We start from the raw sequence: 20390 nt of genomic DNA, 5'->3' as shown, positions 1-20390 counted from the left end.
GCCGGACTCCCCGGTCCGGCGAGGAGCACCTCCCCCGCCCGCAGCACGCCCCGTGATCGACCGGGACGGCCCCTCTTGACCCCCGCGAGAGAGCCATGCCGCACACCCCCCGACCCTTCCGCCCGGACGCCGAGACCGACGCCACCCGGCGGCCCGCAGCCCGCCTGCTGACCGCCGTGGCGTCCCGGCGCGCCGCCCGCGCCCTGCTGCGCAGCCCCTGGCCCGGGGCCGCGACGGACGCGCACCTCGACGCCCGGCTGCGGCGGGCGCAGCAGCGCCGGCTCACCGCCCGCACCGCCCACCACCTCGCGGAGCTCGCCGTCGCCGCGGGCCGGATCGCGGAGGCGGACCGGCTCCTCGCCCTCGTGCCCGCCGGCACGAAGGGCCTCGCCGGCACGAGGGCCAGGCGGCACCGCCACGTGGGCCGGATCTCCGAGGCCGTGGTGGGCCTGCGCCGCGCCGCGTCCGCCGGGCGGGCCACACCCCGGGAGCGGCGGCAGCTGCACGAGTACGAGGACGAGCTGCGGCTGCTCTCCGGCTGGCGTCCCGTGCTGCCCCCGGTCGTGGGCTACCGGCCGGAGCCCGCCTCGATGCTGCACCTGCTCCCCGGCACGCCGGCACACCGCCGGAGCCGCCGCGCCCCGCGGGCGCACTCCCTGCTCTCCGCGACCGTGGCCCAGGGCTGGACCGTGACCGCGGTGACCCGCCCCGGCCCGGTCCCGGACACCGGTTCCCCGCAGCCCGTGGCCGCACGGATCGTGGACGGCGTCGCCTACCACCGGATCCTGCCCGCCCGCCGGGTGCGCACGGCCACCGGGCGGCTCCAGCAGGAGGCGCAGGCGCTGCTCGAGCTCGCGCTGCGGTCCCGGCCCGCCGTGCTGCGCACCACGAGCCACGCCGGCAACGCCCTCGTCACCCGCGCGGTGGCGGAGGCCCTGGGCATCCCGTGGGTGTACGAGGTGCGGGAGCTCCCGGCCGACCGGTGGGCGGCCTCCCGGCCCGCCGAGGCCGCCACGAGCGAGCGCTACCGGCTGTGCTGCGCCCGCGAGGCCGAGCTCCTGGCCGCCGCGGACGACGTCGTGACCCCGAGCCGGGCGATGGGCGAGCGGATCCGTGAGCTCACGCGGGCCCTGCCGGCGGGCCCGGTGCCGGCCCGCGTGGCGCCCCCGGCGGTGGACGGGCCCTACCTCGCCGACCCGCGCCCCCTGCGGGAGGCCCGCCGCGTCCTGGGGCTGCCGGAGTCCGCCCGGGTCGTGGGGGCCGTCGCGGAGCTGCTCGAGCGCGAGGGCCTGGACGACCTGCTGCGCGCGGCCGCCCTCGTGGCCGAGGAGGTGCCCGAGCTGCTCGTGGTGGTCGTCGGCGACGGTCCCGCCCGCCCGCGGCTGGAGGCCCTCGCCGCGCAGCTGGGGCTGGCGGGCCGCGTGCGGTTCGCGGGCCGGGTCCCCGACGAGCAGGTGGTGCTCTACCACCAGGCGTTCGACGTGTTCGCCGTCCCGCGCAAGGACGGGGCGGGCACCCGGGCCGTGGTCCCGACCGAGTCCGTGGAGGCGCTGGCCACCGGCACGCCCGTGGTCGCCTCCCGGCTGCCGGTGCTCGCCGAGACGGTGGACGACGGGATCACCGGGATGCTCACCCCGCCCGAGGAGCCGGAGACGCTCGCCGCGGTCCTGCAGATGATGCTCGAGTGCCCCGCGGTGCGCCGCTGCCTCGGCGACGAGGGCCGGCGCCGCGCGGTCCCCGCGCGGACCTGGCACACTGTCGCGGCCGACGCGGCCGAGGCCTACGACCACCTGACGGGCCGCGCGGGACCGCAGGAGGCCACGGCCTGAGCCGGCTCGCGCCCCGGCGGCGCAGGGCCCCCGGGCCGGCCGGTGCCGCGGGCGGAGGCACGGTTTCCCCGCAGCGGCCCGCCGGGCAGGCCTCAGAGCAGGCCGAGACGCCGGAGCCGCCGGCGGGCCGCGGCCTCGCTCGGCCCGGTCTCCCCGAGCGCCCTGCCCACGACCGAGAGGGTCAGCCCGGCGGCACCCCGGGTCGGCAGCGGCACGGGGCCCAGCCGGGGGCGCCGCAGGCCGAGCAGCTCCAGGCGGTCCTCGGGCAGGGAGTCCACGACCGCCGCGAAGAGGGCGCGGTAGCCCGGGAGCAGCATCGGGTCCAGGGGCGGGCGGCGCAGGAACCCCACGACGTCGTCCACCCGGGGCCCGCCGGCGAGCCGGGGGCCGAAGGACCGGATCCGTTCGTCCAGCTCCGCCTCGGAGCGCGGCGGGTCGGCCACGCCCATCAGCCGGCCGGCCACGGCCCACTCCCGCACGTAGGCGTCCGGGCCGCCCGGGATCGGCCCGCCCCACCGCTGGTGGGAGCGCAGGAACGCGTCCGTGAACGCGAGGTGGACCCACTCGGCGAGGTCGGGGTCGTTGGCGCAGTAGGGCCGCCGGAGGCCGTCTGCCCCGGTGTAGGTGCCGTGCACGCTCTCGTGGATCCTGCGCACGTGGGCCGAGGCCCGGTGCGCGGCGGACGTGTCCCCGTAGGTGACGGTGAAGATCCAGCGGATGGTCCCCGCCAGGCGCCCCAGCGGATCCCTGCGGTAGTCGGAGTGCTCCACCACCCCGGCCAGCGCCCCGGGGTGCAGCGCCTGGGTGAGCAGCGCCCGGACCCCGGCGGGGATGGTGGCCATGGAGCCGTGGACCGCCCACACCGCGGAGCCGGGCCGGAAGTGGCCGGCGTCCTCGCCGTCGGCCAGGGCCAGCTCCCACGCCGGGACGCTGTCGGACTGTCCCGCGAAGGTGGTCCGCAGCCGGTCCTGCAGCGGTGTCATCAGTCCCACGTGTGCGTCCTCCCGGTCCGTGCGCCTCGGAGGTCCCAGTATGGGTCCCGGCTCCGACACCCGTTGCGCGGGAGGCGGGGGTGCACCAGGGTGGGGGCATGAGCGAACTGCGAACGACCGACGAGTCCGGCCCCACCGAGGTGCGCGTCAGCGCCGTGGTCGACGCCCCCGTGGAGCGGATCTTCGAGCTGCTGGCCGACCCCGCACGGCACGGGGAGCTCGACGGCTCCGGCATGGTCCGGGCGGCCGAGGGCACCGGGCCGCTCACCGGGGTGGGACAGCGCTTCGTGATGGAGATGCTGTGGACGGACGGGGTGCGGGAGTACCGGGTCGAGAACCACGTCACGCGCTACGAGCCCGGACGCGCCCTGGAGTGGCTCGTGGCCGACCACGGCCACGACCCGCAGGGCTGGCGCTGGGGATGGGTCCTCGAGCCCCGCCCGGACGGCTCCACCGCCGTGGCCAACTACTGCGACTGGTCGGCCGTGACCGATCCCGAGGTCCTGCGGGCCAAGGGCTTCCCGGTGGTCCCCGCGGAGCAGGTCGCCGCGACGGTGCGGCGGCTGGACGAGGCGGTCAGGCCGGTTCCGGGTCCGAGCTGACGAGCGACGCCAGCGGCCCGCCCGCCAGGAAGCGCAGGAGGGCGGGGGAGCGGGCGACGACCGCCTCCTGGTAGTGGCCCGGCGTCTCCGGGTCCTTGCCGATGACCAGCTGCTCGACGTCGTCGTCCGCGAACATGGACATGGTGCCGCGCAGCAGGTCCAGCGTGGTCCCGTCCTCCGTCCACGCCCGGACGGTGCCGGGCACCCGGACGGCGCGCGCGCCGTCGAGCACGACGTCGGCGAAGTCGGGGCTGTCGCTGTCCACCCACCGCGCCGAGGTGGCCGCGGCGAGGGCGCCGACGGCCTCCACGGCCGCGGTCACGACGATCGTCGCCTGCATCAGGGCCGCCCGGCTCCCCTCCGCACGGCGCCGGTCGCGGCCGCGCCGCCAGCGGCTGGGCGGGGTGCGGTCCACCACGAGGTACTCCAGCTGCAGCCTGCCGGCGTCCTCCTCGAGGAACGACACGGTGACCGTCTCCGTGGGCACGTCCCCGCGCACGGCCCGGTAGGCCAGGCGGAGCAGGTCCTGCAGATCGGTGGAGGCGCGGCTGAGCGTGCGTCCCGAGAGGCTCACCGGGCGTCCACGGGCGTCGCGGAAGCGGACGACGATCGGCACGCGGGCCACCGCGGTGACGAGAGGGGTGTCCACGGGGTGATCGAGCCTTCCTGCCGTAACCGGGGGGTGAGCTCCATCATAGATGCACACGCATCCGCCGGAGTCAGCGACTTGTCACCGCTTGTGGGGACAACAGCACGCTCACTGGGAGGGATGCGCCGGCGGCCGGGCCCGGGGCGGCGCCTCTCCGGAGCCGGCCGCCGCGCTCAGCCGATCACGGCCAGGAGCCCTCCTCGGCGTGGGCGATGAACAGCTCGCGGATCTCGCAGCCCCGGGGCTGGGAGAGGGCGAACAGGACCGCGCGGGCCACGTTCTCCGGGTCGTTGAGCTGGGAGTCGTCCTGGGGCTTGTACTGCTCGTCGCGGTCGTCGAAGAAGCGGGTCTTCATGCCGCCGGGGATGAGCTGGGTGACACCCACCTCGCCCTTGAGCTCGGCGGCCAGGGCCTGGCCGAAGCCGAGCACCCCGAACTTGGACGCGCAGTACGCCGTGGCGTCGGAGACCCCCTTCAGGGCCAGGGTCGAGGCGACGGTGACGACCCGCCCGCGGGACTCCCGCAGGGCGGGCAGGGCCGCGCGGACGGTCGAGACCGTGCCGAACAGGTTGACCTGCACGACCTTCTCCCACTCGGCGATCTCCACGTCCTCAAGCCGGCCGCAGCGGTCGATGCCCGCGGCGGTGACGACCGCGTCGAGACCTCCCACGGCCTGCACGGCCTGCTGGACCGCCGCGGTCACGGCGGCCGTGTCGGCGACGTCCACCTCGTAGGCCGTGACGCCGCTCAGCGCGCTGATGTCCCGGTCCAGGACGATGGGGGTGCCGCCGTTGTCGCGGACGGCCTCGGCCACGGCGGCGCCGAGCCCGGAGGCACCGCCGGTGATCAGGACGCGACCGGGGTTGGTGGGCTGGGAACTCATGCAACTTCCTCTCTGCTGGACACTGCTCCGCCCGCGGCCGGTGCCGCGGGCGGGCGTGCTGCTCCTCGTCGGAACACGGGGGCAGGCCCCCGCGGGTGCGGCGGCCTGGTCCCTGCTACCGTAACCGGTCGCAGGCCATCGGTAAGTATGCTCATCGGGACAGCCCCCGGACCCGCCGGCCCCTCCGCGGCCGGCGGGCGTCCGCTCGCCGGAGAAGGAGATCCATGACCACCGCAGCACCCACCACCGAGCTCACCGTGCTGGACCCGCGCGACGGCTCCGTCGTCGGCACCGTGGCCGCCGCCACCGAGGACGAGGTCCGCGGCGCGGTCGCCGCCGCCCGCGCCGCCGCCCGCGACTGGGCGCGCACCGCCCCCGAGCAGCGCGGCAAGGCCCTCCGGGCCGCCGCCGACCGCCTGGCGGAGCACGCCCGGGAGCTCGCCGAGCTCAACACCCGCGAGACGGGCAAGCCCTTCGAGGATGCGCTGGGCGGGGTGGAGGCCGGGATCGGCACGCTGTACCAGTACGCGGAGCTGGGCCCGGTGCACCGGGGCCGCAGCCTGCGCGGCGACGTCCTGGCGTCGGACTACACCGTGGCGGAACCGCGCGGCGTCGTCGTCGCCCTGACCCCCTGGAACGACCCCGTCGCCGTGGCCGCCGGCCTGCTCGGGGCGGCGGTCGTCGCGGGCAACACCGTGGTGCACAAGCCCAGCGAGCGCTGCCCGCACGTGGGGGCCCGGCTCGGGCAGATCCTCGCCGAGGCGCTCCCGGCCGGCGTGCTGGGCACCGTCAACGGCGGCGCGTCCGTCGGCGGGCTGCTCACCGGCCTCCCCGACGTCGACGTCCTCGCCCACGTGGGCTCCACCGCCACCGGCGAGGCCATCGCCCGCGCCGCCGTGGGCACGGGAGCCCACGTCATCCGCGAGAACGGCGGCAACGACGCCCTCGTCGTCGACGACGACGTCGACCCCGCCTGGGCCGCCGGGCAGGCGGCCCTCGGCGCCTTCGCCAACGTGGGCCAGATCTGCGTGGCGGTCGAGCGGATCTACGTCCACCGCGCCGTGGCCGAGCCGTTCCTGACGGCCCTGGCCGGGGAGGCGCGCCGGCGCAACGCCGAGGGCTCGCTCGCCCCGCTGGTGGACGAGCGGATGCGGGACGAGGTCCACCGCCAGGTCGCGGACAGCGTCGCCGCGGGCGCGGTCGTGCTCGAGGGCGGGCAGCTGCCCGACGGGCCCGGCGCCTTCTACCCCGCCACCGTGCTGCGCGAGTGCGCCCCGGGGATGACGGTGATGACGGAGGAGACCTTCGGGCCGGTGGCCCCCGTCCAGGTGGTCGACAGCTTCGAGGAGGGGCTGCGGCGGGCCGCGGACGACCGCTACGGCCTCGCCGCGACCGTGCTGACCGGGCGGATCGCCCACGCGCAGCAGGCCGTGGCGGAGCTGCCGGTCGGCACCCTGAAGGTCAACAACGTCTTCGGCGGTGCCCCGGGCGGTGCGGCGCAGCCGCGCCGGGCGTCCGGCGCGGGCTTCGGCTACGGCCCGGAGCTGCTCGACGAGATGACCCAGGTGAAGGTCGTGCACATCGAGATGCCGCCGGTCCGCGGCTGACCCCTGCCGCCCCGCCCCCGCAGCAGGGCGGGGCGGCACCGGACGGGCCGCCGTGGCACCGCCGCCTCGTGGGCCGGGCCCCGTCGCCGCCGGGCGGAGCAGGGCCCGGGCGGGCTCAGAAGCGGCGGCGGGCCCGGACGGTGGCCGCGAGGCGCCGGACCCGGGGCACGTTGGTGGAGAGCACCAGGTACCCGGCGAGGGTGCCCACGGTGGTCGCGCCGCCGGCGATGAGGGGCGTGTGGTAGCGGCGCCACCGCTCCGGGTCCGAGGCGAGGATGTGGGCCATCCCGTTGATCGACGCGGCGATCACCGCCCCGGCCACCACCTGGTGGCCGACCTTCTCGCCGCGCCGGAGCAGCGGCTCGATCTCGTCGGCGCGCAGGTGGACGTCGAAGCCGCCGCGCTCCAGGACCACGATGAGCCGGCGCAGGTACTCGGGCGCCTCCACCCCCATCTGCACCGCGTCCTCCAGGACGTCCCGCAGCCGCTTGACGAGCACCTCGGGGGAGAGCCGGTGCAGCACGAAGCGCTGCGCGTACGGGGTGAGGACCGTGACGAGGTCGAAGTCCGGGTCCAGGCCGGTGCCGACGGACTCTGCCGTGACGAGCATCCGCAGGAACAGGGCGGACTCGCGCGGCAGGTGCATCCGGTAGCGGCGCAGCAGCCGGATGAGGTCGCCCATGAGGTGGCCCACGCGGACCTCCTGCAGCGGCTTGTTGGCGTAGCGGCGCAGCATGAGCGCCACGTCCCGCTCCAGGTCCTTCTTGTTGACGTCCTGCTCCTGGAACGTGAGCCCGAGCAGCCCGGCCGCCGCGCGCCGGGGGTTCTGCTGCACCACGCCGAGCATGAGGGTGACCAGGTGGTCCCGGAACTCGTCGGTCAGGGCGCCCATCATGCCGAAGTCGATGATGCCGATCCGCCCGCCGGTCTCCACGAAGAGGTTGCCCGGGTGCGGGTCGGCGTGGAAGAAGCCGTGCTCGAAGATCATCCGGCAGATGGCCTCGGTCGAGTCCACGGCCAGCAGGTGCCGGTCGAGCCCGGCCGCCTCGAGCGTGGGGTAGTCGTTGATCTTGGTCCCGTGGATCCGCTCCATGGTGAGGATCCGGGAGGTGGAGGCGTCCCAGAAGATCTCCGGGATGTGCACCCGCGGGTCGCCCCGGAAGTTCTCCGCCATCCGCTGGGCGTTGCGGGCCTCGGTGAGGTAGTCGAGCTCGTCCCGCAGGGACTGGGCGAACTCGTCCGCGAGCCCCACGAGGTCGAAGTGCTCCACGGCGGGCCAGTAGGTGGACAGCAGCTTGGCGAGCTCGGAGAGGATCTCGAGGTCCCGGTTGACCTCCTCGACGACGCCGGGGCGGCGCACCTTCACGATGACGTCCACCCCCTGGTAGACGGCCGCGTGGGCCTGGCCGATCGAGCCGGTGGCCAGGGGGACGGGATCGATCTGGGCGAGGATCTCCTCCGCGGCCGAGTCCGGCTCGGACTCGATCATCGCGCGGATCCGCTCCGGCGGCACCGGGGGCGCGTCGTCCTGCAGCCGGGCGAGCTCCTGCATGTACCGCGGCGGCAGGAGGTCCGGTCGGGTGGACACCAGCTGTCCCAGCTTCACGAACGTGGGCCCGAGCTCCTCGAGGGCCTGCCGCAGGTGCACCGGCTGGCTGTAGAGCTTGTTCGGATCGATCAGGCGCACGCGGGCCAGCGGGGCCCGCCACTCCTCCTTGATCCCGCCGAGGGCGAATCCGAAGCCGTGCTTGGAGAGCACCTCGAGGATCTGCAGGAAGCGTTCGCGGCGGCTGATCATCGGCCGGCCACTCCGGTGCTCATCCGGGTCAGGTAGAAGGACATGAAGCCGGTGGCGACCGCCACGATGAAGCACAGCGCGCTCACCAGCGGCTCGATCCCCAGGAACACCGCGCCGACCCCGGCCAGCAGGAGGGTCATGGCCAGCAGCGCCCACACCGCCACGCCCACCCGCCCCAGCGCACGGGAGCGCGGCCGGACGGAGGAGCGCTGGGCGCCGACGTCGTCGTCGTGGGCGGAGCGCTCGGGACCGGGGGCCGCCGCGCCGGACACGGCCAGGCCCTTGCGCCACTTCTTGGCGTTGCGCGAGCGGTCCGCCTCGGCCGGCACGTAGGCGTCCGGGACCGGGTGGCTCTCGGCGGGCGGCAGCAGCTCGGGGACGTCGTTGGGCAGGCGCTCGAACCACTCCGCGGGGATCTCCTCCGGGCGGGCGGCCTGGATCGTCATCGACACCTCGAAGGCGGAGCCGCGGATCGTGCCCCACACGGCCGTGAGCAGCTCGTGCTGGAACGCGTGGTCGATGATCGGGATGAACTGCTGGGACATCTGGGTGGACAGCCGGCCCACCTGCCGGCGCTCGTAGAGCACGTCCACGATGTCGAGGACCTGCCCGTGGTGGTTCTTGACCTTGTTGGTCTCCAGGGTCAGCATCACGCGGCCCTCCCCGGACGGCGGGACGACGCTGTGCAGGTACTCGGCGAACTCCTGCTCGTCGAGGACCTTGATCGAGGGCCCCTGCGGCAGCACCGCCGCGTGCGTCGGGGGCGTGTTCAGCGGGAACAGCAGGTCCGGGGCCGCGATCGACAGCCTCGCCGTCGCCTCGACCTCCGCCTGCCCGTCCTGGCGCAGCACGGTGGCGTCCAGCTTCAGCGGGGCCACCGGCGTGTAGCCCGAGGCGATCACGCGGGCCAGGTAGGGCCAGTACCGCTGCGCGTCCTGCTGGGCGAGGTGGCCGATCTTGTTGGGGCCGATCCGCACCGAGACGGTGTGCGGGTCGAAGGGGTTGTCCGGTTCCGGAACCAGGGCCGCGTTGCCCGTCCAGGTGCGCAGCTTGCCGAAGGACAGACCGCCGAACACCCGCATGATCTCGGTGTCGTAGAAGTTCTCCGTGACGATCTCCAGAGAGCCGCGGTCGTTGAGCGCGTAGTCGGTCATGGTCTCCCTCGATGGAGCTGGGGCGTCGAGTCGTCAATAGCTTCTCACGATTCCCGGGGCACCCCGTTCATCGCCGGGCCCCTACGGTGTCCGGGCCGGCTGGTGCAATGGGCACCGGTCCAGAGACCGATCAGGACACCGGGCGGGCCCCGGTGCGAGCCCCGGAACGAGAGCCGGACCGGGGCCGGAGAGGAGGCGTGCGGATGTCCCAGGGCCAGGTCCCCCCGCCCGAGCCCGAACGCACGGCCGTGGACGTCGACGTGCTGCGCACGCTGTTCCTCAGCCCCCGCGACTGGATCCACCGCCGCGTGGAGTCCGTGCTCATGAGCCCCGACGGCGTCACCCGGCGGAAGGTCTCCCTCGACGTGGACCTCGCCGCCCACGACCCGTGGCCGGCCGACGCCGCCGGCCGGCTCCTGGTGCCCGTGACCATCCAGGCCAAGCAGCCTCTGCGCAACTTCGACGCCGTGTGCGAGGGCGAGCCCGCGCCCGTGCTCAGCACCGAGGACAACGGGGCGCTCGCCGAGGCGCTGCTGCGGGGGCTGATCCCCGAGCAGCTGCCGCCGGCGGAGGCCGCCGTCCTGGCCGAGCAGCACGTGCCCGCGGTCGTGCACGTCCCCGAGCTGCTCGTCGAGGACGCCCTCGACGGGTTCTGGGCCCACTGCGAGCACCTGCGCGCGGATGTGCAGGAGCTGATCGACCGGGGACGGCTCCCGGCCGAGGACGCCGAGAACTGGGACGGCGACTTCGCGCTGTTCACCACGGTGGCCGACCAGCTGGCCCGGGGCTTCCTGCTGACCTTCGCGCTGCCGGCCGAGCTGGCGGGACGGCGGCTCGTGCTCAAGTACGCGATGGACGAGCAGTACGCCGCCGGCAGCCGGCCGCGGGCGCGCGACCGGCTGCGGCACTGCTGGATGCCCTGGGTGGGGCGGGTGGGCCTGCACGACCTCGCGTCCTGCCGCAGCTTCCACCTGGAGCTGACGGTGCCGGCGGAGGTGCGGCTGCACGAGTTCACGGTCCTGTCCTCCGACGACGACCGCCCCGCCGCCCCGGCGGGCTCGCACCGGGCGGTGCACCGGGTCCTCGCCGAGGACCGGACCGTGCGGCGGTGGCCGGGCGCGGTCCGCGGGCACCTGGCGCTGCGGCCCACGTCCCGCTTCGACGACGCCTTCTGCGAGATGGTGATCCTGCCGGCGCGGCAGGGGATCACGGCGTTCGCCTCCGTGGCGGTGAGCCTCGTCACCGCGGTGCTGCTGCTCGTGGGCGTCGTCGCGCTCGTGCCGCAGCAGGTGCTGGGGCCCGGCTGGCAGGTGCCCTCCGCGGCGGCGTCGATCGTGATGTCCGTGGTGGCGGTGCTGCTGTCGTGGATCAACCGGCAGCCCGAGCACGACCTCTCGGTGCGGGTGATGCGCCCGCTGCGCTACGCGCTGAACCTGGAGGCCTTCGTGATGCTGATGCTCGCCGGCGCGGCGTCGGTGCCGTTTACCGCCGCGGCCGCCGGGGCCTACTGGGCCCTGCTGCTGCTCGTGCACGTGCTCTCGCTCGTGCTGGTCGTGCGCACCTGGTGGGTCCGGCGGGCCGTGGACCGGGGCCGCTACACGGCGCGGGCGCGGCGGCACGGGCCGTGAGGGGCGGCGCTCTGTTCAGTGGGTCGGCGGCCTCCTACACTGGAGGGGTCACGGAAAGGACCCACCATGGCCTATGACGCACGGACCGGCCCGCAGACGCCGCAGCCGCGCCGCGAGCGCCGCAACGACTCCAAGGTGAACGTGCTGCAGATGGGCAACTCGTCGATGTCGCTCGGCCAGAGCCTGGACCGGCGGATCTTCAAGTCCAACGAGGACGCCCAGCGCGCCGTCGAGCGCGTGCTGCGCCGCTCGGGCCGCCGGGCCGGCTGAGGCTCCGTAGCCCGGTCTCCGTCCCTGCGGGCCCAGGACCGGCACCGGCGAGGAGGACCTGGCCTGCGGGTCGCCGTCAGTCCCGCGCCGCCGCCTGCGCCCGCAGGGCGCGCAGCAGGTGGTCCTGCTCCTCGACCAGGATCCGGCGCAGCGCCGCCGGCGCACCGGCGTGGTGGCGCAGCCACAGCTCCGTGCGGGCCACCACGGGGTGGTGCTCCGGGTCGCGGCCCGGCTCCAGGTCGGCGTCCGAGGGATAGAGCCCCTGGACGGTGCGGGTGGCCATCCCGATGGACCGTCGCGCCCACACCTCCTCGAGCATGGCGAAGTACGGCTCCCGGTAGGGCTCCACGAGCTCGTCCGGTCCGAGCCGGAAGCCGGCGATCGTCGCCGTCAGCAGGTCGTTGGACAGCCCCTCGCCGGTGATCGCCTCCCACGCCTCGGCCTTCGCCTCCGGGGAGGGGCGGGCGGCGCGGGTGCGGGCCCACCCGATCTGGCCGGTGCGGGTCCGGTCCGCGGCGTGCTCCTGCTCCACGGCGGCCTCCAGCTCCGGGTCCGCTCCGTGGGCGGTCGCCACCAGCGCGGTCCACAGCGCCCAGCGCAGCTCGGAGCCCAGGGCCAGCCCGGGCAGGGTGTCCGCCCCGGTGAGCAGGTCCCTCAGCCAGCCGGCGTGGGAGCGGTCGTGGCGGGCCAGGCGCGCGGTGAGCCGGGCGAGGGCGAGCTGGCGGTCGCTGCCGGGACCGGCCCGGCGCAGCTCGCGCACCGCGGCGTCCAGCAGCCGCCCGCGCAGGCGGTCCCGCCGGGCGGTCGGGGTGAAGCGCTCCACGGCCTGCACGGCGTGGTCCACGGCGTTGGAGAACATCCCTGCCTGCTGCTCGGCGAAGCCGTGGTCCAGGACGGCCCCCACCCAGTCCCCGGGGTCCAGCGCGGCGTCGCGGGTGGCGTTCCACAGCGCGGACCACAGCTGGGCGCGTGCCATGGCGTCCTCCACGGAGGACAGGGAGCTCAGGGCCGTGGTGAGCGTGAGCGGGTCCAGGCGGATCTTGGCGTAGGTGAGGTCCTCGTCGTTGACCACCAGCAGCGGAGCGGTGGAGCCCACCAGCTCGGGGACCTCCACGCAGGCCTCGGCGGGCAGGTCCACGCTGACCGTCCCGGTGCGCACCAGCACGTCCCCGGGGCCACGCTCGTAGCCGCCCAGCAGCAGCCGGTGCGGGCGGAGCACCCCGGGCCCGGGCTCCTGGAGCAGCGCCGCGAACGTCACGGCCCCGTCGTCGTCCCGGGCGAGGTCCAGAGCGAGGGTGGAGACCCCCGAGGTGGCCAGCCAGGACTCCGCCCAGCCGCGCACGTCGCGCCCGGAGGCCTCCTCGAGCACGGCCAGGAAGTCCTCCAGGGTGGTGGACCCGTAGGCGTGGCGGTGGAAGTAGGACCGGCAGGCGTCGATGAACGCCTCGTAGCCGACGAACGCCACGAGCTGCTTGAGCGCGGCCGCGCCCTTGGCGTAGGTGATGCCGTCGAAGTTCTGCCGGGCGGCCTCGAGGTCGGTGATGTCCGCGACCACCGGGTGCGTGGTCGGCAGCTGGTCCTGCTGGTACGCCCAGGCCTTGCGCCGGTCGGCGAACGCGATCCACGCCTCCTCGAAGTCGGTGGCCTGCACGGACGCGTGGGCGCCCATGAACTCCGCGAACGACTCCTTCAGCCACAGGTCGTCCCACCAGCGCATGGTCACGAGGTCCCCGAACCACATGTGGGACATCTCGTGCATCAGGGTGTTGGCCCGGCCCTGGTGCTGGGCCCGGGTCGCCCCGTCGGGGAACAGGTACTCCTCGGTGAAGGTCACCAGGCCCGGGTTCTCCATCGCCCCGAGGTTGTACTCGGGCACGAAGGCCTGCTCGTACTTGCCGAACGGGTACGGGTGGCCGAACAGCTCGGTGAAGAACGTCAGCCCCTGGCGGGTGAGGTCGAACAGCTCACGGGCGTCCAGGTGCTCGGCCAGCGAGGCGCGGCAGTACAGGGCCAGCGGCACGCTCATCCGGCTGCCGTCCTCGAAGGAGTGCCGCCACTCGCCGGCCACCCGGTGGTACGGGCCCGCCAGGACCGTGGTGATGTAGGTGGAGATCCGCTCGGTGCTGGAGAACTCGTGGCGCAGCGCACCGGGGCGCTCGGCGTCCGGGGCGGCGGACGTCGCCATGCGCACCCCGTTGGACGACACCTCCCAGCCCTCGGGGGCCAGGACCGTGAACCGGAACGACGCCTTGAGGTCGGGCTGCTCGAAGCCGGCGAACACCCGGCGGGCGTCCGCCGGCTCGTACTGCGTGTAGAGGTAGGTCCGCCCGTCGGCGGGGTCCACGAAGCGGTGCATGCCCTCCCCGGAACGCGAGTACCGGCCCCGGCCGGCCACCGTGACCTCGTTGCGGGCCCCGAGGGACGGCAGCCGGATCCGGGAGCCCTCCACGACGTCGTCCGGGTCCAGGGCCCGGCCGTTGAGGGTCACCGACTCCACCGAGTGCGCGATGAAGTCCAGGAAGGTCCCGGCGCCCTCCGCGGCCCCGAAGCGCAGCGTGGTCACGGACCGGAAGGAGTCCGCCTCCGGGTCCGGGGCGGCGGACACGTCGAGCAGGACGTCGTAGTCCTCCACGGTGATCAGCTCGGAACGGTCGGCGGCCTCGCGGCGGGTCAGGTTGTCGTTGCGCACGGTGCCATTGAACCATCCGGGTCCGGCCCGGGGCCGCCGTCCCTGGACAGCAGGCTGACGGTGCCTAGGCTGGAGACGACTACCGCCCCGACCGAAGGAGCCCCCGATGGCCGATGCCTCCGCCGCCCGGAGCGGGCGCGCGCCCGAGCCCGCGGACCCGGCCCGGCAGGACCGCCGCAGCGTGCTCTCGGGCGTGCTGCTGGGCGCCGGCATCGCCGCCTCCGTGGTGGACCTCGCCGTGTTCCACCTGATCCTGCACTGGCACCACTTCTACGACCTCTCGACCACCGGCGTCGCACTGTTCTCGGACGGGATCTTCCACGCCTTCGGGTGGTTCGTGACGGTGGGCTCCCTGTTCCTGCTCGCCGACGTCCGGCGCCGGGGCCCTGCGCCCTGGGGCCGCTGGACCGGGGGGCTGCTCGCGGGCCTGGGCGGCTTCCAGCTCCTCGACGGCGTGGTCCTGCACAAGGTGCTCCGGATCCACCAGATCCGCTACGACGTGGACCTGCTGCTCTACGACGTCACCTGGATCGGCACCGCCGTGCTCGCGCTCGCGGTGGGCCTGGCGGTGCTCCACCGCACCCGGCCCGCCCGGTGAGTCCGCACCACGGCGGCGCGGGCTGGGCGGTCCTCGACGCCGTGGCCGTGCTGGTGCTGGCGGCGGGCGCGGCCGGCTACGCCGCGGCCCTGTGGTGGTCCCGGCACCGCAGCCCGTGGCCGCACGGCCGCACGGTCCTGTGGTTCGCCGGGCTCGGCTGTGCGGGGGCGGCCCTGCTGGGCCCCCTGGCCCGCGCCGCCCACGGCAGCTTCCCGGCCCACATGGTGGTGCACCTGCTCCTCGGGATGGTGGCGCCGCTGCTGCTCGTGCTCGCCGCCCCCGTGACCCTGGTGCTGCGCGCGCTGCCCGTCGCCGGTGCCCGGACCCTGACCCGGTTCCTGCGCACCCCGCCGGTGCGGGTGGTGACCCACCCGGTGGTGGCCGGGACGCTCGACGCGGGGGGCCTCTGGCTGCTGTACACGACCGGGCTGTACGCCGCGATGCACACCTCGGCGCTCGTGCACGCCGCCGTGCACGCCCACGTGCTGCTCGCCGGGTACCTCTTCACCGCGGCGGTCGCCGGGGTGGACCCGGACCCGCACCGGGGGTCGTTCCGGCTGCGCGCGGCCGTGCTCGTCGGCTTCCTGACCGTGCACTCGGTGCTCGCCAAACGGCTCTACGGGGACCCTCCACCCGGGGTGGGCGCCGCCGACGCGGAGCTCGGGGCTCAGCTCATGTACTACGGCGGGGACGCCGTGCACGTCGCCCTGCTCGTGGTGTTCTTCGCCCGGTGGTACGCGGCCGGCCGCCCGCGGGCGCGTCCGGCGGCGGCCCGGGCGAGCCCGGTCAGTCCGCCGTCGCGGTCCCGCCCCGGGACTCCAGCTCGGCGACGAGCTCCTCGTGCCGGTCCTGGGTGACGGGGTGCGGACCGCCCGGTTCGGTGAGGTACTCGTGCTCGAGCTGGCACACGATCCTGCTGTGCAGCACCTGCAGCTCGGTGAGGGACAGCTCGGCGAGCTCGGCCGGGAACGCGCACTGCGGGCCGAGGGACGTCCCGCAGTCCGGCGTGCCTCCGGTGCCGGGGCCCGCGGGCGACGGGACGACGTCGAGGCCGCTCACGCCGCCACCCCACCGCGATCGGCGGTGCCCGCGAGCGCCGGGGCGGACCGGGCGGGGCATCCGGTGGCAACCGGGTGCACGTCGCCGGTGTCCGGGCCGAGCGGCGTGACGGCGGACAGCTGGTGGTCCATGGAGGGGTCCTTCCACGACGGGATGTCACGGCCGGCTGCTTGACCCATGAACTCGAGCCTAGTCCCGTGTGACCCGGGCCACCAGCCGTGGTGCGGAGTCGTTATCGGGCGGGCGGCGCACCCGCCCGCCCGTCGCGCGGGGTGCGCCGCCCGGCCGGGAGCGGCCGGTAGCCTCGGGACATGCGCACACTCGTGGTCGGTTGGTCCAGCGTCCTGCACGGCGAGGCGACGGCCGGCGACGTCCTCGCCACGGAGGCCGTGGCCGAGGCCCTCGACGCGGCGGGCATCCGGTACGACGTCGCCTGGAGCGCGGTGATGTGCCCGCCCGGCGGGCTGCGGCTCGACGACGCCGATCCCGGCCGGTACACCCACCTGGTGTTCGTCTGCGGCCCGGCGACGGGCCGTTCGATCGCGGAGCTGCACGAGCGCTTCGCCCACTGCCGCCGGATCGCGGTGGGGGTCAGCGTGCTCGACCCCGGGGACCCCGTGACCTCCGGGTTCCACCGGGTGATCGCCCGCGACCGTCCCGGGGTGCTCGCCCGCCGCGACCTGGCCGCGCGCCCGGTGCCGCAGCTCGTGCCCGTGCTGGGCGTCTACCTCACCTCCGGCCAGCACGAGTACGGTGCCCGCCGCCGGCACGAGACGGCGCGGGCCGGGCTCGAGGAGTGGCTGGGCGGCCTCGACGCGGCGCGGCTGCCGCTGGAGACCCGGCTGGACCCGCGCGACTGGCGCCTGCCCGCGACCGCCGCGCAGGTCGGCTCCGTCATCTCCCGTCTCGACGCCGTGGTGAGCATGCGCATGCACGGTCTCGTCCTGGCGCTGCGGGCCGGCGTCCCGGTCCTCGCCGTCGACCCCGTGGCCGGCGGCGGGAAGGTCACGGCGCAGGCACGGGCCTGGGACTGGCCCGCCGTGGTCGGGGCCGAGGAGCTCGGGCCGGGGCGCCTCGGGGAGCAGCTGCGCTGGTGCCTCTCGGCGGCCGGGCGGAAGGCGGCCGAGGCGCGCTCCGCGAAGGACCCCAGCGGCGCCGAGCAGCTCCACGACCTCGTGCGGGAGCTCGGCGGGACCCCCCGGCACGACCCGGCCGGCCGGCCCGCCGGGGTGCCGGTCGAGGAGCCGGTCGAGGAGCCGGTCGACGAGCGCCTCGAGACGGCCGGAGTGCCCTGGCACCAGCGGTGACACGGCGCCAAAGTCAGCCGCCTGATCAGTCTGTGCAATACTCCGATCCATGAACTACCTGGGCATCAACGCGATTTTTCACGACCCCGCGGCGGCGCTCGTCGTGGACGGCAGAGTGGTGGCGGCGGCGGAGGAGGAGCGGTTCTCCCGGCGCAAGCACGGCAAGCGGCCCGTGCCGTTCTCCGCGTGGGAGCTGCCCGAGCAGGCGATGCGCTGGTGCCTCGCCGAGGCCGGGCTGACCCCGGCGGACCTGGACGCCGTCGGCTACTCCTTCGACCCCGCGATCGCCGCCGAGATGCCGGACGACCCGTACGACCCGGTCCGGGTGGACTACGCCCGCCGCGCCCCGGGGTTCATCGCCGAGGCGCTGCCCGGCCTGGACCGCGAGAAGGTCCGCTTCGTCGAGCACCACGTCGCCCACGCCGCCTCCGCCGGTCTGGCCGCACCCTCCCGCACGAGCAGCGTCCTGGTGGTCGACGGCCGCGGCGAGGCGCACTCGCACCTGGCCGGGCGCTACCGCGACGGAGAGCTCGAGATCCTGCACCGCCAGGCCCTGCCGGAGTCCCTGGGCCTGCTCTACGAGTCCCTCACCGACCACCTCGGCTTCCTGCGCTCCTCCGACGAGTTCAAGGTCATGGCGCTGGCCTCCTACGGCGAGCCCCGCTTCCTGCCCGAGCTGCGCGAGACCGTCCGCGCCACCGGCGACGGCGGCTTCACGGCCCAGGCCCCGGACTGGGCCCGCTTCGCCCCGCGCCGGATCGACGACGGCACCTGGGGCGGCGACCACGCCGACCTCGCCGCCTCGGTGCAGGCCGTGGTCGAGGAAGTCCTTGTGGACCTTGCCACCTGGCTGCACGGGCAGACCGGCGACCGGGTGCTCACCATGGCCGGCGGCACGGCCCTGAACTGCGTGGCCAACTCCCGGATCTGGCGGGACACGCCCTTCGACGAGGTCTGGGTCCAGCCCGCCTCCGGCGACTCCGGGACCGCCCTGGGGGCCGCCCTGCACCTGGCCCAGGAGGCCGGGGACCTCGGCGAGCCGCAGCCCACCGCGGCGCTCGGGCGCAGCTGGTCCGGAGAGGAGCTCGCGCAGTGGCTGACCACCGCGCAGGTGCCCTTCACGACGCCCGAGGACCTCGCCGGCGAGGTCGCCGACGTCCTCGCCGACGACGGGGTGGTCGCGTGGTTCGACGGCCGCAGCGAGTTCGGCCCCCGTGCCCTGGGCCGCCGGTCCCTGATCGCCAACCCCATCCACGCCGAGAACCTCGAGCGGCTCAACGACGTCAAGGGCCGGGAGCAGTTCCGGCCGGTGGCGCCCATGGTCCTCGAGGAGCGCGCCGCCGAGATCTTCAGCGGCGGTCCGATGCCCAGCCCGTTCATGCTCTTCGTCCACGACGTGGCCCCCGAGTGGCGGGAGAGGATCCCCACGGTCACCCACGTGGACGGCACCGCCCGCATCCAGACCGTCACGGACGAGGACAACGCCGGCATCGCGGCCCTGCTGCGCGCCTTCGACGAGCGCACGGGCGTGCCCGTCGTCGTGAACACCTCGCTCAACACCGCCGGCCGCCCCATGGTCGACGACCCGCGCGACGCCCTCGAGCTCTTCGGCTCCGCGCCCGTGGCGGCGCTCGTGCTCGGCCCGCACCTGGTCCGCCGCGCCTCCTTCTTCCAGGAGGCCCGATGACGCCGGCCCCCGCCGCTCCGGCGGGCTACGCCGTCGTCGTCCCCTCGGTGGGGCGGGCCACCCTGCAGTGGCTGCTGGACACCCTCTCCGCCCAGGACGTCGACGCGCAGGCTCCCGGGCCCCTCGAGGTCGTCGTGGTCGACGACCGCCGCGGGGACGTGGAGCCCCTGCGGCTGACGGTCCCGGACACCGTCGCCTGGACCGTGCGCACGGTGCGCGGCTACGGGCGCGGCCCGGCCGCGGCCCGCAACCGCGGCTGGCGCGCCGCCCGGCGCTCCGGCGCCGAGTGGATCGCGTTCCTCGACGACGACGTCGAGCTGCCCGCCGGCTGGGCCCAGCGCCTCGCCGAGGACCTGGCCGCCTGCGGCCCGGAGGTCGGCGCGACCCAGGGCCGCATCGACGTCCCGCTCCCGGACTCCAGCCGGCCCACGGACTGGGAGCGCAACACCGCCTCCCTGCAGAACGCCGACTGGGCGACCGCGGACATGGCCTACCGCGTGGCGGCCCTGGAGGCCGTCTCCGGCTTCGACGAGCGCTTCCCCCGGGCCTACCGCGAGGACGCCGACCTCGCCCTGCGCGTGCGCCGGGCGGGGTGGCAGCTCGTGCACGGCCGGCGGCGGATCACCCACCCGGTCCGTCCCGCCGACGACCTCGTGAGCCTGCGCGTGCAGGCCGGCAACGCCGACGACGCCCTGATGCGCCGGCTGCACGGACCCGGCTGGCGCGCGGCGGCAGAGGCCCCCGCCGGCGGCTTCCCGTGGCACGTCGCGACCGTCGGCGCCCTGGCCGCCACCGGGACCGGACTCGCCGCCGCCCTCGTCGCCGCGGCGCGGGGCCGGGGCTCGGGCGCCCGCACCGCCCTGACCGGCGCCGGCGCCGGCGCGGCGGCCTGGGCCTGGCTCACCGGCCGGTTCGTGCTGCTGCGCATCGGGCCGGGCCCGCGTCCCGGGGACCCCGAGTTCCTCCCGGAGCTCAGCCGGATGCTCCGCACGAGCGCGGTGATCCCCGTCGCCGCCGTGCAGCACAAGCTCCGCGGACGGTGGCGGCACCGCGGGACCGGCCCGTGGCCCGTCCCGGTCCGGGCGGTGCTCTTCGACCGCGACGGCACCCTCATCCACGACGTGCCCTACAACGGCGACCCGGCGCAGGTCGAGCTCGTCCCCGGGGCGCAGGAGGCCGTGGACGCGGTGCGCGCGGCCGGGCTGCCCGTGGGCGTCGTCTCCAACCAGTCGGGCATCGGCCGCGGTCTGCTCACCCGCGGACAGGTCGACGCCGTCAACGCCCGCGTGGCCGAGCTGCTCGGCCCGTTCGACACCTGGCAGCTGTGCCCGCACGCCCCCGAGGAGGACTGCGCGTGCCGCAAGCCCCGCCCCGGGATGGTCCTCGCCGCGGCCGCCGCGCTGGGCGTGGACCCCTCGGAGTGCGTGCTGATCGGGGACATCGGCGCCGACGTCGAGGCCGCCCAGGCCGCGGGCGCCCGCTCCGTGCTGGTGCCCACGCCCGTGACCCGCCCGGAGGAGGTCGCCGCCGCGCCCGCCGTGGCCACCACCCTCACGGACGCGGTCGCCTCCGTCCTCGGCGCCGCCACGGCGGCCACGACCGAGGTCCCGGCCCCGTCGGCCGCGGCCCGGGGGTGAG

General features: G+C 75.5%; 18 protein-coding genes. 10 read left to right on the top strand and 8 right to left on the bottom strand.

Translation table 11 applies throughout. From position 1 onward, the window contains the following. Positions 1-95 precede the first annotated feature (95 nt). Entirely contained in the window at positions 96-1829 is a 1734-nt protein-coding gene (locus RE027_RS04320; RefSeq protein ID WP_368807018.1) for a glycosyltransferase, read from the top strand. 92 nt (positions 1830-1921) lie between these two features. Here the strand turns inward: RE027_RS04320 and RE027_RS04315 are convergent, their stop codons facing one another. Further along, complete coding sequence (locus tag RE027_RS04315; RefSeq protein WP_368807252.1) at positions 1922-2812, bottom strand: oxygenase MpaB family protein; 891 nt, start codon at positions 2810-2812, stop codon at positions 1922-1924. Between the two features lie 107 nt (positions 2813-2919). On the opposite strand from RE027_RS04315, the gene RE027_RS04310 reads away from it, so the two are divergent. Beyond that, positions 2920-3423: an SRPBCC family protein gene (locus RE027_RS04310; protein WP_368807017.1), complete on the top strand. Its 504-nt coding sequence runs from the start codon at positions 2920-2922 to the stop codon at positions 3421-3423. On the opposite strand, the gene RE027_RS04305 is transcribed toward RE027_RS04310, so the two are convergent. Next, positions 3398-4072, bottom strand: coding sequence for a hypothetical protein (locus tag RE027_RS04305; protein ID WP_368807016.1), 675 nt, complete (start codon positions 4070-4072; stop codon positions 3398-3400). The genes RE027_RS04310 and RE027_RS04305 overlap by 26 nt on opposite strands. 181 nt (positions 4073-4253) lie before the next feature. Next, positions 4254-4955 carry an SDR family oxidoreductase gene (locus RE027_RS04300; protein WP_368807015.1) on the bottom strand — a complete coding sequence of 234 codons (702 nt, stop codon included), beginning with the start codon at positions 4953-4955 and terminating at the stop codon, positions 4254-4256. 224 nt (positions 4956-5179) lie between these two features. On the opposite strand from RE027_RS04300, the gene RE027_RS04295 reads away from it, so the two are divergent. Then, positions 5180-6562 carry an aldehyde dehydrogenase family protein gene (locus tag RE027_RS04295; protein WP_368807014.1) on the top strand — a complete coding sequence of 461 codons (1383 nt, stop codon included), beginning with the start codon at positions 5180-5182 and terminating at the stop codon, positions 6560-6562. Between the two features lie 115 nt (positions 6563-6677). Here RE027_RS04295 and RE027_RS04290 read toward each other — a convergent pair whose 3' ends face one another. Further along, entirely contained in the window at positions 6678-8360 is a 1683-nt protein-coding gene (locus RE027_RS04290) for an ABC1 kinase family protein (RefSeq protein WP_368807013.1), read from the bottom strand. After that, on the bottom strand, positions 8357-9514 hold the full coding sequence (locus RE027_RS04285) for a hypothetical protein (protein WP_368807012.1): 1158 nt from the start codon (positions 9512-9514) through the stop codon (positions 8357-8359). The genes RE027_RS04290 and RE027_RS04285 overlap by 4 nt, the downstream gene beginning before the upstream one ends. A gap of 203 nt (positions 9515-9717) precedes the next feature. On the opposite strand from RE027_RS04285, the gene RE027_RS04280 reads away from it, so the two are divergent. Beyond that, positions 9718-11142, top strand: coding sequence for a hypothetical protein (locus RE027_RS04280; protein ID WP_368807011.1), 1425 nt, complete (start codon positions 9718-9720; stop codon positions 11140-11142). 66 nt (positions 11143-11208) lie between these two features. Beyond that, positions 11209-11412 (top strand): hypothetical protein, encoded by a 204-nt coding sequence (locus RE027_RS04275; RefSeq protein WP_368807010.1) that lies wholly within the window; start codon positions 11209-11211, stop codon positions 11410-11412. Positions 11413-11488: 76 nt separating this feature from the next. Here the strand turns inward: RE027_RS04275 and pepN are convergent, their stop codons facing one another. Then, on the bottom strand, positions 11489-14101 hold the full coding sequence (gene pepN, locus RE027_RS04270; RefSeq protein ID WP_368807009.1) for an aminopeptidase N: 2613 nt from the start codon (positions 14099-14101) through the stop codon (positions 11489-11491). 106 nt (positions 14102-14207) lie between these two features. Between pepN and RE027_RS04265 the strand changes: the two genes are divergently transcribed. Beyond that, entirely contained in the window at positions 14208-14699 is a 492-nt protein-coding gene (locus RE027_RS04265) for a DUF2243 domain-containing protein (RefSeq protein ID WP_368807008.1), read from the top strand. Further along, the gene (locus RE027_RS04260) at positions 14696-15556 is read left to right on the top strand and encodes a cytochrome c oxidase assembly protein (RefSeq protein ID WP_368807007.1); all 861 of its coding nucleotides are present in this window, start codon (positions 14696-14698) and stop codon (positions 15554-15556) included. The genes RE027_RS04265 and RE027_RS04260 overlap by 4 nt, the downstream gene beginning before the upstream one ends. Here RE027_RS04260 and RE027_RS04255 read toward each other — a convergent pair. Both RE027_RS04255 and RE027_RS04250 read right to left on the bottom strand, forming a co-directional pair. Beyond that, positions 15486-15758, bottom strand: coding sequence for a hypothetical protein (locus tag RE027_RS04255; protein ID WP_368807006.1), 273 nt, complete (start codon positions 15756-15758; stop codon positions 15486-15488). The two genes, RE027_RS04260 and RE027_RS04255, sit on opposite strands and share 71 nt — an antisense overlap. Then, complete coding sequence (locus RE027_RS04250) at positions 15755-15889, bottom strand: hypothetical protein (protein WP_368807005.1); 135 nt, start codon at positions 15887-15889, stop codon at positions 15755-15757. Before RE027_RS04250 ends, RE027_RS04255 begins: the two co-directional genes overlap by 4 nt. 180 nt (positions 15890-16069) lie before the next feature. On the opposite strand from RE027_RS04250, the gene RE027_RS04245 reads away from it, so the two are divergent. Genes RE027_RS04245 through RE027_RS04235 form a run of 3 tightly spaced genes read left to right on the top strand, consistent with a single transcriptional unit; the run spans position 16070 to position 20389 of the window. Further along, a complete protein-coding gene (locus RE027_RS04245) occupies positions 16070-17065 on the top strand; it encodes a polysaccharide pyruvyl transferase family protein (RefSeq protein WP_368807004.1) in 996 nt (331 codons plus the stop codon). Positions 17066-17114: 49 nt separating this feature from the next. Then, positions 17115-18752 (top strand): carbamoyltransferase family protein, encoded by a 1638-nt coding sequence (locus RE027_RS04240; protein ID WP_368807003.1) that lies wholly within the window; start codon positions 17115-17117, stop codon positions 18750-18752. Beyond that, a complete protein-coding gene (locus tag RE027_RS04235) occupies positions 18749-20389 on the top strand; it encodes an HAD-IIIA family hydrolase (protein WP_368807002.1) in 1641 nt (546 codons plus the stop codon). The genes RE027_RS04240 and RE027_RS04235 overlap by 4 nt, the downstream gene beginning before the upstream one ends. Position 20390: the final 1 nt, after the last annotated feature.

It is taken from the genome of Kocuria sabuli, assembly GCF_040981185.1.
GTDB lineage: Bacteria > Actinomycetota > Actinomycetes > Actinomycetales > Micrococcaceae > Kocuria > Kocuria sabuli.
This window is presented reverse-complemented; position numbering and strand designations above follow the sequence as displayed.

Bases quoted from the DNA above. Each gene is read 5' to 3' on its own strand.
- RE027_RS04295 (WP_368807014.1), top strand. From the start codon at position 5,180: ATGACCACCGCAGCACCCACCACCGAGCTCACCGTGCTGGACCCGCGC.
- RE027_RS04265 (WP_368807008.1), top strand. From the start codon at position 14,208: ATGGCCGATGCCTCCGCCGCCCGGAGCGGGCGCGCGCCCGAGCCCGCG.
- RE027_RS04275 (WP_368807010.1), top strand. From the start codon at position 11,209: ATGGCCTATGACGCACGGACCGGCCCGCAGACGCCGCAGCCGCGCCGC.
- RE027_RS04300 (WP_368807015.1), bottom strand. From the start codon at position 4,955: ATGAGTTCCCAGCCCACCAACCCCGGTCGCGTCCTGATCACCGGCGGT.
- RE027_RS04320 (WP_368807018.1), top strand. From the start codon at position 96: ATGCCGCACACCCCCCGACCCTTCCGCCCGGACGCCGAGACCGACGCC.
- RE027_RS04315 (WP_368807252.1), bottom strand. From the start codon at position 2,812: ATGACACCGCTGCAGGACCGGCTGCGGACCACCTTCGCGGGACAGTCC.
- RE027_RS04285 (WP_368807012.1), bottom strand. From the start codon at position 9,514: ATGACCGACTACGCGCTCAACGACCGCGGCTCTCTGGAGATCGTCACG.
- RE027_RS04280 (WP_368807011.1), top strand. From the start codon at position 9,718: ATGTCCCAGGGCCAGGTCCCCCCGCCCGAGCCCGAACGCACGGCCGTG.
- RE027_RS04310 (WP_368807017.1), top strand. From the start codon at position 2,920: ATGAGCGAACTGCGAACGACCGACGAGTCCGGCCCCACCGAGGTGCGC.
- RE027_RS04250 (WP_368807005.1), bottom strand. From the start codon at position 15,889: ATGGACCACCAGCTGTCCGCCGTCACGCCGCTCGGCCCGGACACCGGC.
- RE027_RS04245 (WP_368807004.1), top strand. From the start codon at position 16,070: ATGCGCACACTCGTGGTCGGTTGGTCCAGCGTCCTGCACGGCGAGGCG.
- RE027_RS04235 (WP_368807002.1), top strand. From the start codon at position 18,749: ATGACGCCGGCCCCCGCCGCTCCGGCGGGCTACGCCGTCGTCGTCCCC.
- RE027_RS04240 (WP_368807003.1), top strand. From the start codon at position 17,115: ATGAACTACCTGGGCATCAACGCGATTTTTCACGACCCCGCGGCGGCG.
- RE027_RS04290 (WP_368807013.1), bottom strand. From the start codon at position 8,360: ATGATCAGCCGCCGCGAACGCTTCCTGCAGATCCTCGAGGTGCTCTCC.